At 54.1% G+C, this 12424-nt stretch carries 12 protein-coding genes; 8 read left to right on the forward strand and 4 right to left on the reverse strand.

Annotation, left to right across the window (positions count from 1 at the left end):
* Positions 1 to 70 precede the first annotated feature (70 nt).
* From CJP46_RS32030 to CJP46_RS32050, 5 genes are all read left to right on the forward strand, one after another.
* Positions 71 to 478, forward strand: coding sequence for a GntR family transcriptional regulator (locus CJP46_RS32030; protein WP_094599688.1), 408 nt, complete (start codon positions 71 to 73; stop codon positions 476 to 478).
* Positions 475 to 1188 (forward strand): ABC transporter ATP-binding protein, encoded by a 714-nt coding sequence (locus CJP46_RS32035; RefSeq protein ID WP_094599689.1) that lies wholly within the window; start codon positions 475 to 477, stop codon positions 1186 to 1188. Before CJP46_RS32030 ends, CJP46_RS32035 begins: the two co-directional genes overlap by 4 nt.
* Complete coding sequence (locus CJP46_RS32040; protein ID WP_094599690.1) at positions 1185 to 1958, forward strand: ABC transporter permease subunit; 774 nt, start codon at positions 1185 to 1187, stop codon at positions 1956 to 1958. The genes CJP46_RS32035 and CJP46_RS32040 overlap by 4 nt, the downstream gene beginning before the upstream one ends.
* Positions 1959 to 2307: 349 nt before the next feature.
* Positions 2308 to 3282, forward strand: coding sequence for an ABC transporter ATP-binding protein (locus CJP46_RS32045; RefSeq protein ID WP_256992627.1), 975 nt, complete (start codon positions 2308 to 2310; stop codon positions 3280 to 3282).
* 99 nt (positions 3283 to 3381) lie between these two features.
* A complete protein-coding gene (locus tag CJP46_RS32050; RefSeq protein WP_094599691.1) occupies positions 3382 to 4527 on the forward strand; it encodes an ABC transporter permease in 1146 nt (381 codons plus the stop codon).
* Between the two features lie 92 nt (positions 4528 to 4619).
* Here CJP46_RS32050 and CJP46_RS32055 read toward each other — a convergent pair whose 3' ends face one another.
* Both CJP46_RS32055 and CJP46_RS32060 read right to left on the reverse strand, forming a co-directional pair.
* Positions 4620 to 6164 (reverse strand): HD-GYP domain-containing protein, encoded by a 1545-nt coding sequence (locus CJP46_RS32055; RefSeq protein WP_094599692.1) that lies wholly within the window; start codon positions 6162 to 6164, stop codon positions 4620 to 4622.
* 591 nt (positions 6165 to 6755) lie between these two features.
* A complete protein-coding gene (locus tag CJP46_RS32060; RefSeq protein WP_094599693.1) occupies positions 6756 to 7748 on the reverse strand; it encodes a polysaccharide deacetylase family protein in 993 nt (330 codons plus the stop codon).
* A 92-nt stretch (positions 7749 to 7840) separates the two neighbouring features.
* Between CJP46_RS32060 and CJP46_RS32065 the strand changes: the two genes are divergently transcribed.
* Positions 7841 to 8179 carry a L,D-transpeptidase gene (locus CJP46_RS32065; RefSeq protein ID WP_094599694.1) on the forward strand — a complete coding sequence of 113 codons (339 nt, stop codon included), beginning with the start codon at positions 7841 to 7843 and terminating at the stop codon, positions 8177 to 8179.
* 15 nt (positions 8180 to 8194) lie between these two features.
* Here CJP46_RS32065 and CJP46_RS32070 read toward each other — a convergent pair whose 3' ends face one another.
* Positions 8195 to 8911: a glycoside hydrolase family 73 protein gene (locus CJP46_RS32070; RefSeq protein WP_094599695.1), complete on the reverse strand. Its 717-nt coding sequence runs from the start codon at positions 8909 to 8911 to the stop codon at positions 8195 to 8197.
* Positions 8912 to 9095: 184 nt separating this feature from the next.
* On the opposite strand from CJP46_RS32070, the gene CJP46_RS32075 reads away from it, so the two are divergent.
* Positions 9096 to 9653, forward strand: coding sequence for a GNAT family N-acetyltransferase (locus CJP46_RS32075; protein WP_094599696.1), 558 nt, complete (start codon positions 9096 to 9098; stop codon positions 9651 to 9653).
* Positions 9654 to 9750: 97 nt separating this feature from the next.
* Here CJP46_RS32075 and CJP46_RS32080 read toward each other — a convergent pair whose 3' ends face one another.
* Positions 9751 to 11205, reverse strand: a complete 1455-nt coding sequence (locus CJP46_RS32080) for a SulP family inorganic anion transporter (RefSeq protein WP_094599697.1) — start codon at positions 11203 to 11205, stop codon at positions 9751 to 9753.
* Between the two features lie 526 nt (positions 11206 to 11731).
* Between CJP46_RS32080 and CJP46_RS32085 the strand changes: the two genes are divergently transcribed.
* The gene (locus tag CJP46_RS32085; RefSeq protein ID WP_094599698.1) at positions 11732 to 12421 is read left to right on the forward strand and encodes a class I SAM-dependent methyltransferase; all 690 of its coding nucleotides are present in this window, start codon (positions 11732 to 11734) and stop codon (positions 12419 to 12421) included.
* The last annotated feature ends 3 nt before the right edge of the window (positions 12422 to 12424 follow it).

The raw sequence follows: 12424 nt of genomic DNA on the forward strand, positions 1-12424 counted from the left end.
GAACGTTTTCGCTTATGCCGTGAAGGAAGGCTGTACTTCCAGACCAGCTGAGCTTTTAGGAGGGAAGGCCATGGAAGACCAACAGGTTGGCCCGCTGCGGTTCCACATCGACTTCAGCCAACCTTTATATGAACAAATTCTGGATCAGGTGCGCAGCGCCATTGCCAAAGGAGAGATTGGATTGGGAGACAAGATGCCCTCTGTACGTGAGCTGGCCCAAGAGCTTCGAATGAACCCGAACACCGTCATGCGGGCTTACCAGGAGCTTGAGCGGGACGGACTTACCGAGAAACGGCGGGGTCAAGGAACCTTCGTCACCTCGTCCCCGGATCATGTCCGATCATTCCGGACGGCGCTCGCGGCTAAATATATCGACAGCTTCATGGATCAAATGGAAAACCTCGGACTAACCTGGACCGATATCCAGTCTTATATTGAACAGAAATACGACGCTGAGGAAGGAGGAACAAAGCGATGACGGCACCGATACTGCGATGCGAACAAGTAAGCAAGGCCTATGGAAAGAAGCAGGCGCTAAACGGACTGAATGTCACGGTTCCCGAAGGACGGATCACCGGTATTTTGGGGCCGAACGGCTGCGGCAAATCCACGTTATTCCGGATGCTCACCGGCCTCGTCCGGCCGGATCAGGGCACCTTGGAGGTGCTCGGCTCGCAGCCCGGTTGGGAAACCAACCGCCACATCGCCTACCTCCCCGACCGGGCCCGCTGGTATCCGAACCATACGGTGCGGCAGGCGTTCGAATGGGGGCAATCCTTCCTGTCCGGCTTCTTGATGGAACAGGCCATCCGCCTGGCGGACTATATGGATGTTGAACTGGATGCGAGAATCGGCGGAATGAGTAAGGGCCAGGAAGCCCGAGTCATGCTGATTCTGTGCCTTGCCCGGGAAGTGTCCCTTATTATTCTCGACGAGCCTTTTACCGGTATCGATGTCATGTCGCGGGAGGCGATTGTGGCCGGCATCATCGACTACCTTGAGGATAGTGGGCAGTCCATCCTGATCAGCACCCATGATATTCAGGAGGTTGAAGGGCTGTTCGATTATACGGTCATGATGAAGCAAGGCCAGGCCATCTGGTCCGGGGACACCGAAAGCTTGAGGGCCGAATACGGCTCATTGCGCGATGTATTTCGTAAAATGTACGCAAAGGAGTGGCAGCATTGATTTCATCAGGCACGTTTATGGACCTCGTCCAGCATGAGTTTATGGTGCGGGGCAGCTGGAGAAAAATGAACCGCGTCCGCTTATCCAGAAGCTGGTGTGTCGCTTATTTCCTGATTGTTGCCGCAGCGGTGGTCATCGTCACCACCTATCTGGCGGCGCGCAATGACCTAGATATAAGCAGCTTTTGGTATATGACGCTGGCGTTCCCTTACTGGATCTTCTTCCTGGGATACGGCGCCATTAAAAGGGAATGGTCCAACGATACGTACGGCTGGTGGTTGACGCTCCCGATCCCGAGATTTCGCCTTATTGCCGCCAAATGGCTCGGTAACTGCCTGAAGGTATGGATCGCAATTATTGCCATCTATATCGCCCTCTCGGCGTACGTGCTCATTCTGGCCTCGACCATCGATCATTACACCTACGACATGGCCGTCTCCTTCATGATCACAGGCATCAACTGGCTGACCGTCATCGCCGGTCTGACCCCATTCATCATAGCCGCCGGCATGCTGACCATCAGCGTTATGTACAGCACCGCCAAGCCGCTGACCCCGCTGCTCTGGATTCTTTTTATGGGGGGCTTCAGCATCGTATACTCCAACATGAACCAGTATTTGCTGCCTGAAAGCCGACTGGACACCGCAGGGCCAGCCACGTTTTATCCCTATCCCTGGGAGCTTCCGGCAATCATCATCGGGAGTTGGGCAGTGGCCTATGCTCTGATCCGGGTAGTAGTATACGTCATGGATAAAAAGCTGGATCTGTAGCGAGTTCAATACTTTTCCCTTCTATATATTAACTAGATCATCGACGTGCCGCCGGAAGGCTCTGCGTTCGTCCCAGCGAGTCGGCGCTGCCGGCGGCCCGTCATTTTCAAACATGATGCTTCACAAAACTTAAAGCCCCGCTTCCGATGCTAGTTTTGCTGCGATGATTTTACCTTGATACTATGCTTCACAAAACTTTAGCTTATGCTTTCGATGCTAGTTTTACTGCGATGATTTTACCTTGATACTATGCTCCACAAAACTTTTAGCTTATGCTTTCGATGCTAGTTTTGCTGCGATGATTTTACCTTGATACTATGCTCCACAAAACTTTTAGGAGGTTGTCCAAATGATTCAAACGACGACTCGCAACACCGCCGAACCTAAACAAACTTCTTATAACAACGATTATATGCTAGAGGTTTCTCAGCTTCGCAAATCCTATCCGAAAAAACAAGCGCTCCAGGACGTGAGCTTCTCCCTGAAAGCCGGCACCTCGTTTGGCTTCCTCGGCCCGAATGGTGCGGGAAAGTCCACCACGATGAAAATTCTAACCGGGATTGTCCAGGCCGACAGCGGCTCCGTCCGGCTGCTCGGCAAGGAGGCGACTAAAAATCCGGATGCCGTATCGAAATATATCGGCTACGTGCCGCAGGAAATTACGCTGTACGATAAGCTGTCAGCCTACGACAATCTTGAGTTTTTCGGTGAGGCTTACGGCGTCCGGGGCAAAATGCTGAAGCAGCGCATCCATGAAGTGCTGACCCAGACGGGTCTGCTGGACCGCGCCAAAGAGGAAGTCGGCACGTTCTCCGGAGGGATGAAGCGCCGGATTAACATCGCTGCCGCGCTGCTCCACCGTCCCAAGCTGCTGATTCTCGACGAGCCGACGGTAGGGATCGACCCACAGTCGCGGAACCATATCTTTGAAATGATCCGTGACCTGAACCGCGAAGGCGTCACGATCATCTACTCCACCCACTACATGGAGGAAGTCGAAGCGTTGTGCGACGAAGTGGCCATCATGGATCAGGGAACGATCAAGGCGATGGGACCGCTCGGAGAACTGCTGGAGAATCACGGACAGAAGGCCATATACGTGGAAATCGCGGGGGCCCATCACCTGCCGGAAGATCCGGATGTAACCGCAATCCGCAAGGAAGGCTCCGGATATGTGCTGGAAACGGAAAATGTGCACGGCGTGATGCAGCGCCTGCTTCGCCTCGCATCCCAGCACAGCTGGGACGTGAAGCAGCTCGAAATCGTACGTCCTTCGCTGGAGAACGTATTCCTGCGGGTAACCGGTACCGCACTTCGGGACTGATTCATCGCAGGCGCACCTCACATTCATTAAGCTAATAAATAGTTCTTTCTATGAAATAAACAAGAAATTAAATAAGAAACAAGCAAAGGAGCAAAATCCATGAGAGCCATGATTATTAAGGAATTGCGGCTGATCCGCAAAGACCGCAAAAGTTTCTTCTTCCTGCTGCTAATGCCGATCCTGTTCATCGCCATGTTCGGCACGATTTTCAACAGTGCAGGAGGCGACAGTTCTTCCATATCCATCCGCACGATCGACCAGGACCAATCCGCCGCGTCCCAAGCTTTTGTCAAGCAAATGCAGGGGATTATGGACGTGGAACTGGAATCAGCATCCAGCCTGAACGATCAGGTAGACAAAATGAAGCAGGGCCAGTTCTCGGTCATGCTGGTCATTCCCGCCGGGTTCGAAAAAGCCATGAAGGAAGGCAGTTCCGCCGATATTCAGCTGTACCAGGATCCGACCGCACAGACCGAGCTTGCGCCGATCCAGGCGATCCTCAGCAGCATCTCCAGCCAATACCGCGAACAGAAGCTGACGGATGTACTGCTGGCTAAAGGAGATTCCAAGGAGCAAGCAGATAAGGCGCTGGCCTCCCCGATCCAGATCAAAAATGTGGCAACGACGTCCGACCATATCAGCTATATGGATTCGATGGTACCCAGCATGACGGTCATGTTCGTCTTCTACATTATGATCACGATGGCCCGCCGCTTCTTTGACGAAAAGAAGACCGGCCTCCTGTCCCGCATTCGCAGCACGCGCGTGAAGCCGCTGCAGTACCTGGTCGGGATGTGGGTGCCCTTCATCCTGACCGTCATCGCCCAGTGTGTCGTTCTGTTCGCCTTCGGCCACTTCGTCTATGACGTGAAGATCGGCGACGTCGCCGCCCTTACCCTGATCGTGCTCAGCCTCAGTATCTGCGGAACCGGCATCGGACTCGGCTTGTCCTTCCTCGTGCCGGGCGAGGGAGCCGCCATGGTCATCACCCAGGTCATTGCCATGGGCGGTGCCATGCTGGGCGGCCTGTGGGTACCGTCCTATCTGCTCCCTCAATCCGTGCAGACCATCGGACACTTTCTGCCGCAGTACTGGGCGCTGCACTCGCTGCAGAACATTATCGCCCATGGCGCCCATCTCGGCGACGTCGCAGGACCGGCGCTCATTCTCCTGACGTTCGGGGCTGTCGGCCTCCTGGTTGCGTTCTTCCGTCTGCCAGGGTTCCTGCGCTCGGCAGCGAACTGATCCATCTCCCACATTCAAACAGCCAAAAACCTCCCGACCGGAAGTTATCCTTCACGGCCGGGAGGTTTTTGGGGTCTTGCTCTCAGGTCATCCTATGTATCGTCGCCTGCCGCCTTCCCCATTCCCTGCTGTCGCATATAGTCAACGAAAATGCGGGCGAACTGCGGATCCCATTGCGTCCCCCTGCCTTCCTCGAGAATGGACAGCGCCTTGCAAACGGCCATTCCTTTACGGTAAGGCCGGTCCGAAGTCATCGCGTCGAAGGCATCGGCTACGGCGATGATTCTCCCGAGCAGCGGTATGTCCTCACCTGCCAGCCCGTCCGGATACCCTCCCCCGTCATACCGCTCATGGTGGGATCGTACGCCGGGAAGGAGCGGCGCCATGGCTTCCTTGGGCTCGATCTGCTTCAAGATCGTTTCGCCAAGCACCGGATGTGCCTTGATTTGGTCAAACTCCTCCTCCGTCAGATGCCCTTCCTTCAGCAGGACGGTGTCCCGGATGCCGATTTTCCCGATGTCATGCAGCAGTGCCGACTGGCGGATCACGTTGATGTCTTCCTCCGTCATCTGGCTGAGCCGCCCGATCAGCTCGGAATATTCGGCCACCCGCAAGGAATGTCCTGCCGTATAGGCGTCTCTGGCGTCCAGTGCAACGGCAAGGGTCACGAAGTAGCTGTCCAGCATCGCCCTGCTCTGGGCTTCACGGGACTGAAGCGCCCGGACCATCATGTTGAAGCCGGTGGCCAGGCGGGAAAATTCGTCCGAATACACATTCTGGATCGTCCTCAGCCGGCCGTCCTTAACATGATTCATGGCATCGTACAGATGAGAAATCGGCTGCTCCACCTCATGGGTTAACAGCTTGGCCCCCGTATACGTGAAAATGATGTCCACCATCAGGATGAGCCCCGCCCAGCCCCAATATCCCGTCATCATTTCTTCATTTAACGTGCCCAGCCGAATCTGAGCGGCCAAGGTGAACAGCAAAAGCGGCGAGATACCGATCAGCATCGCGCTGACCAAAAATTTAGGGCGGATGGACAGGACGACATGCCCTTCCGGATTCAGATCGATGCGGTGATCCTTCAGGGCTAACCGCTGAAGCTCCTTCACCAAGGGCCGGACCATCGCCGTCGTCAGAAAAAATTCGATCATCGCATGCATACTGGCTACGAGGAAGGCGCCGATGACCGCAGCCGCCACATAAATCGGGCGGAAATGAAGCAGCTCCCTATTCAGCAGCCACAGCGTCAGGCCGGCCGCGGGCACGGCAAGCCCGAGGAAATGCGGAACCAGAATCCGGAACACCGCCTTCTGCGGAAGCCTGTGGGCCTGGCGGTAAGCCTTTTCGACGGCATGAACCGTGCAGGGCCTGGAGGACAGCCCCTCTTTTATCGGCTGGATATGCCGCCTGAATACCCAGGACTCTGCCGCGATCATCACCACCACGGACGCAGCAAGGATGGACACCAGCCGTTTTATTTCCTGCGGAGAAACGCTGATCGTGGTCAGCACGATCGCGCTGCCTACGACGAATACCGCAAACAGCGATCCGAAAATATAGTTCCGTACTAATTTGTTCCGAAAAGCATAATACAGGGCTGTCCCCTGTAAGCGGTTGGAGTCGGTATCCATTAGCCAGCCTTCCTTTTTCGTCAAAATAGGCCGTTCGGCGCAGCACTATTAAGAATATCGGTTATTTCATCCTAAAATGTGACATGAACTTGCGACAAAAAGCAACTTTTGCCACAAAATCTTCACCATGATTCGGAACTTTTGCACATTTATACAAGACCTTCGAATGATTTATTTTCCTATTGTGTTTTTAGGATATATATGATAAATTATATTAGTATAACTTCATTTAACCCTTTTCGTTCCCCGCAAGAAAGAATAAATCTTCAACCTCGAAGACTTAATTTCCTATTTTGAAATAACCCAATGCGAAGTAAGAGATTTAAGATGTCATTTCTGATTCACACTGGCGCGGTCATCGGAGCCGCAAGGACAAAAGAGAGGCAGGGCTTTTGTTGTTTTGGAAGTCATTATTCTGTTAACGAACTAGAACAAGGAACCAGACTGCAGCTTTGAAACGGCTGTCAGGGGTTAAATATATTAGGCGGCCGCAGAGCCGCCAAAGCCAAACCCCCCGGGCACATGCCCGGGGGGTTATCCATATCTCCCTACTTATTATGGCGCTTCTACTCCTGCTGCCCGCCCGGATACTTAACCGGCCTTGCTGAATCCGCGGAGCGACTCCGCATGCTTCATCGATTCGATGAGCGCGATCGGGTTATTGTCCATACCGCCCGCGTTGACCCGGTACCCCATGTACTGCCCGGGGCCGTCGATTCCCGGTTTGACGGTAAAGACCACCTGAATGCCGAGGCTGCGGCAGAAATCCAGCACCTGCTGCGTATACCCGCCGTAAGGAAATGCGAGAATGTCGCGTCGGTTGCCGATTTCGCTGCGGAGGATCTGATCCGCCCGGGTTAAATCGCCCTTCACCCGCCGGATATACTCCTGCTCCGTTTCCACGTGACCGGTCGTTTTGTTGTGTTCGGGACCCATCAGCATCGGCTCGAGCCTGTCATGGGTTTTTCCTTCGGGGCGAACATAAGCGTAAGCGTGCGAATCAAATGTATGGCTGTAGAAGTCGATGCCGCTTCGGTGCATGAGCTTGACCTGGGCCCAGGTCAGTTTCGGCAGCCCGGGATGCTTCGGGTTTCCCACCGTCGATACGATCAGAAAGTTCGTTGCCGGCACGTGGTACTTCTCCAGGATCGGGAACACATTTTTATAGAACGTCTCGTAGCCGTCGTCAAACGTCATCAGCACGGCGTTGTCCGGAACCGGTTTGTGCCGGGTGACGAAGTCGGCGTACTGCTCCATCGTAATCCAATGGAACCCGTTCGCCTTCATGGCCTGGAGCTGCTCCTCGAATACAGTGGTATCCAAACTCTTATCATTGATCGGATGCGGGGAAACGTCATGATACATCAGGGTGATGACTTTGTTTTTATAATACACTGCATCTGGCGTCGGCCTGGTGGAAATAAAGCTGTAAGCCGGAACACTGCCCTCTTCCTTTTTAACGTGAGGCCTTCCGGGATAACGAACCAGATGATACACATAGGGGCCCTGCCTCCAGACGAAAAATGCTGCAAACAGCACAAGCGCGGAAAAGGTGCAGTACAGGAGAAATCTTTTTCTCAGCATCACATTCCAATCCCCTTCATTCCTTAAATTCACTTGCAGAGGGATGCATTCCCCGCCCTATAAACATACTCTGGAAACAAGGAGTGATGCAAATGCCAAAATACCGGATCATCGTCGACCTGTCGGAACGCACCTTATATTTGCTGGACGGCGACCAGATCGTCAAATCCTATCCCGTAGGCATCGGAAAAATGCTGACGAAAACCCCGACCGGGGAGTTCACGATCGTCAATAAACAGGAAAATCCGGGCGGACCGTTCGGAGTGCTGTGGATGGGCCTCTCCAAACCCCATTACGGCATTCATGGAACCAACGATCCCGCCTCCATCGGACGGGAAGTTTCCCACGGCTGCATCCGGATGTTCAATGAGGATGTGCTCGATTTGTCCTCCTACGTGCCCGTGAACACAAGGGTGACCATCCGGCCGTGATGGGCCTGGACACCGTTAGCCTTGATCCGAACCGATCTTGATTCCTTTTTCTTTACGGTACTGGATCACCAGCTGCCGCCAGAAATCATAACTTCCCGTTTCATCTGCGATATAGGGCTTGTAGTACCGATACGCCTCCTTCGCCCAATCCGGGCAGGGCAAGTTTAGCAGCGCCTGCTGCTGCTTGATCCATTCCGCCTGCTTCGCAACCGCGTTCTGCAGCTCGCTGAACGCCGCCTTTTCCTCAGGTGTCATATGCGCCCCCTCCTTCCAGGCATCATATTGGTCCAGGTTATACAGGTCGATAATCCGGATCAGCTTATCCGCGTACTCCGGGTCCGTGGCATACCCGTCTGCGCCGATCGCGGCAGCGGCCGATCGCCCGTCCGTGCGGAGCGCGCCCGCATATTTGTCATGGTCCCAGGACACGCCGTTCACCAGCAGCCTCGAGTGGTCGGCCACCGATTCGGCCCAGCTGTTGTACGCACGGAAGTCGGCGGTCACCCGGCCGGCTACGCCGCGAACGTACTCGGTGGTCTGCAGGCGCATGCTCCCTGCCGTGCCCTGTCCCTTGATGCCGAACAGATTGTTGGCCTTCACTGCCAGCTCGCTTGTACCCCAGGCGGACTCGAGGGCCGCTTGGGCGATCGTAAGCGATGCAGGCACGCCCGACTGCAGCTGGTCGAACTCGGCCAGCTGCACCATGATGTCGATAAATGTTTGTTTTCTCATAATCCTCCCTCCTAATCCTCTGGTACATACAATGCAGACCGTTTGTTCCCGGCCTGGACGGCTGTCGAACTCTGTAACGCCAGCTTCTTATGTCACACCTTGGACCGCTCCGTTACGAAGCATTTGCCTAATTCTTCGGGGGTTCTTACAATAAGAACATATGTAACGCTTGGAGGGTGGATGTATGAAGCAGGCAAATGCAGATCATTTTATCATCAATAACGAGTGGGTCACCCCGGAAATTCGGGCCGTCCAGGCTCAGGCTGGTCCGGAAGATGTGGAGGCCGCGCAAGGACTGCTGTTCCGAACGGCGCAATGGCTTCAGAGCAAAGGCTCCAAGCAGTGGCATCAGCTGCTGACCGGCGATGACCGGCATCATATCGACGAGGCGGTCTTGTGCGGGGACGTCTTCCTGTTCAAAAAGGAGGAGCGCCTTGCCGCCATCGTCATTCTCCAGCAGCATGCGAGCGAATGGGACCGCACCCTATGGGGCGAGGAGGGGCACGATACCTCCGTCTACCTGCACCGGCTTGCCATTGACCGAGAATTCGGGGGGACAGGTCTCGGCAGTGCCATTCTGCACTGGGCCTTGACCGGAATAAAGTTCCAGGGCAAAGACCGAATCCGTCTCGACTGTATCGCCGACAACCCCGGCCTGAACCGGTTGTACAGCGGGGCCGGCTTTGCGCTGAAGGGCCAGCATGAGAGCGGGTTTAATATTTATGAGAAAATGGTGCGGTGACATTCGCTCCTTAAGCGGATATCCACGCAAAAAAAGCCCTCCGGCATGCCGGAGGGCTTTTCTCACATCGTATATAAAACGCGGTCTTAGTCGATGGTTAATGGGACGATACCGAGGCTACGCCGATCTTGTCGATGATGCGCTGGCTCTCCGGATTCAATCCCCGGACGGCAACCTTTTTGTCAAGCGCCTCATACTTGGCCAGCACCTTGGACACGGCGTTCACGCCCGACTGATCCCAAATGTGTGAGTGGGAAAAGTCAATCGCAATCCGCTCCGGGTCTTCCTGGTAATGAAAGAGATGCACGAAATGGTTCATCGTTCCAAAGAACATCTGCCCTTTGATTTCGTACACCTTTACCTCATGCTCATCGATACGGGTCTGCGCGTGGATGCGCGCCATCTTCCAGCCGAAATTCAAGGCGCTTAGAATGACACCAGTGACGACGCCGATCGCCAGGTTAGACGTGGCTACCACGATCACGACGGTCACCACCATGACGATCGTGTCGCCCAGCGGCACCTTGTTCATCGTTCTTAAGGAATGCCAGTCGAATGTGCCCACCGACACCATGATCATGACGCCGACCAGTGCCGCCATCGGCACCTGCTTGACGACATCGCCGAGCACCAGAATCAGGAACAGCAGAAAGGCGCCCGCGATGAAGGTCGACAGCCGGGAGCGGCCTCCCGATTTCACATTGATGACCGTCTGGCCGATCATGGCGCATCCCGCCATCCCGCCAAAAAAGCCGGTGAGGATGTTGGAGATGCCCTGCCCCTTGATCTCGCGGTTTTTGTTGCTGCCCGTATCGGTCAGCTCATCCACCAGGTTGGAGGTCAAAAGCGTCTCGGTCATGCCGACGACGGCGAGCGCAAGCGCATAAGGCAGAATCGTCAGGAACATATGAAACGACAAGGGTACCGACGGAACATGGAATGCGGGAAGCGACTGTGTAATGTTGCCCATATCGCCTACCGTACGGACATCCGCATGCGTCAGCACCGAAATGATCGTCATGACGATAATGGCCACAAGCGCGGAAGGCACCGCTTTGGTGAGCAGCGGGAACAGATAAATGATCAGCAGCGTTGCGGCCACCATCAGGTACATGATCCAGCTAGCCCCTTCAAAATTCGGCAGCTGCGCCATAAAAATAACGATCGCCAGCGCGTTGACGAAGCCTACGATGACCGATTGCGGGATAAACGTGATGAAGCGCCCGAATTTCAGCGCCCCCATAATCCACTGCAGAATGCCGGTCAGCACCGTAGTCGCAAACAAATACTCGATCCCGTACTTGGCGACGATCGGTCCCATCAAGGACGCCATGGCACCGGTCGCAGCTGAAATCATCCCCGGCCGGCCGCCGAAAAACGAAATGCTCACGGCAATCACAAAGGATGCATAGAGACCGACCATCGGATCCACCCCGGCCATAATGGAGAATGCGATGGCTTCGGGAATAAGCGCAAAGGCAACGGTAAGACCGGATAAAATGTCTTTTCTGACATTGCTAAAGAAGCCTTGTTTAATCCAGTTCAAAAACAAGAAATAATCCCTCCTGAGGCTATAAAGTTGTATCTGTATCGATTGAACTAAAGTATATAGTTAATCGTGCTGCTGTCCGTTCATAAATGTTGCAAGGTGTTCAAGCAGGCTCCCCACTTTCAGGTTCGCCGGGTCCGATCATTCACTGTTTTTCATTATAGCGTTATATCCACCGGAACCCAAAACCTGATGTATACGTTATCTTCCCGTGTATACTCCTTCATTCTTCCATTTACTCGTATATAATTTCTTTTTCAATCCATATGTACATACTGCAATAGCTGCTCTTGCTATGAAAATATGGCGAAGCCCCTGCCGGGCTGCAGGAGCCTCGCCCCCAAGGATTCGTTTGGCTCATGGATTAGTAGAAAAAGGATTTGGTATCGAAGTTATCAAGCGTTGACCTGTAGAAGGATGGATATAGGTAAAAACTATAAATATAATACAGTTTATATATTTCCATAATGAGCGGGCTGCCGCTACAATGAAGTCAATTCCAACAATCTACGGGATAAGGAGAATGACGATGGATCGATCTGTAATCAAGCTCTTTGACGCCAATGCAAAGGATTATGACCGGCAGCGGAGGGGTCTGATCCCCTGCTTTGACGATTTTTACGGGATGGCCCTTTCCCTGGTGGAGTGCGGCAATCCTTCTCCAAGCATTCTGGATCTGGGGGCCGGAACGGGCCTGCTCTCCAGCATGGTTCTGCTCAAATACCCGGAGGCCCGGATTACGCTGATGGACTTAAGCGACAGCATGCTGGCAGAGGCCCGCCGGCGGTTCCAAGGGGCGCCACACGTTGATTATATTACCGGGGATTACAGCAGCTACCCGTTTACGCAAACCTATGACGCCGTCATCTCTTCCCTGTCCATTCATCACTTGTCCCATCCGGAAAAAAGGCAGCTGTTCGCCACCATCCATCAATTGCTGAATGAAGGCGGCATCTTCGTTAATGCCGATCAAGTGAAGGGCCAGACCGATCAGGCGGACGCGTATTACCGAAGACGCTGGCTGGAAGAGATCCGGGCGAGCGGTCTGACGGAAGAAGCCATCCAGGCGTCGGTTGAACGCAGAAAGCTGGATATCAACGCCACCACCGCTGAACAGATCCAATGGATGGAAGAAGCCGGTTTTGAAGACGTGGACTGTATGTACAAATATTTTGACTTCGCGGTGTTTTACGGAAAAAAATCAGGGCGGACTTCCTAGTCC

Source organism: Paenibacillus sp. XY044, from assembly GCF_002257645.1.
Classification (GTDB): Bacteria; Bacillota; Bacilli; order Paenibacillales; family Paenibacillaceae; genus Paenibacillus_AQ.

Coding starts and splice junctions, on each gene's coding strand:
- CJP46_RS32030 (WP_094599688.1), top strand. CDS start 71: ATGGAAGACCAACAGGTTGGCCCGCTGCGGTTCCACATCGACTTCAGC.
- CJP46_RS32035 (WP_094599689.1), top strand. CDS start 475: ATGACGGCACCGATACTGCGATGCGAACAAGTAAGCAAGGCCTATGGA.
- CJP46_RS32045 (WP_256992627.1), top strand. CDS start 2,308: ATGATTCAAACGACGACTCGCAACACCGCCGAACCTAAACAAACTTCT.
- CJP46_RS32050 (WP_094599691.1), top strand. CDS start 3,382: ATGAGAGCCATGATTATTAAGGAATTGCGGCTGATCCGCAAAGACCGC.
- CJP46_RS32055 (WP_094599692.1), bottom strand. CDS start 6,164: ATGGATACCGACTCCAACCGCTTACAGGGGACAGCCCTGTATTATGCT.
- CJP46_RS32060 (WP_094599693.1), bottom strand. CDS start 7,748: ATGCTGAGAAAAAGATTTCTCCTGTACTGCACCTTTTCCGCGCTTGTG.
- CJP46_RS32065 (WP_094599694.1), top strand. CDS start 7,841: ATGCCAAAATACCGGATCATCGTCGACCTGTCGGAACGCACCTTATAT.
- CJP46_RS32070 (WP_094599695.1), bottom strand. CDS start 8,911: ATGAGAAAACAAACATTTATCGACATCATGGTGCAGCTGGCCGAGTTC.
- CJP46_RS32075 (WP_094599696.1), top strand. CDS start 9,096: ATGAAGCAGGCAAATGCAGATCATTTTATCATCAATAACGAGTGGGTC.
- CJP46_RS32085 (WP_094599698.1), top strand. CDS start 11,732: ATGGATCGATCTGTAATCAAGCTCTTTGACGCCAATGCAAAGGATTAT.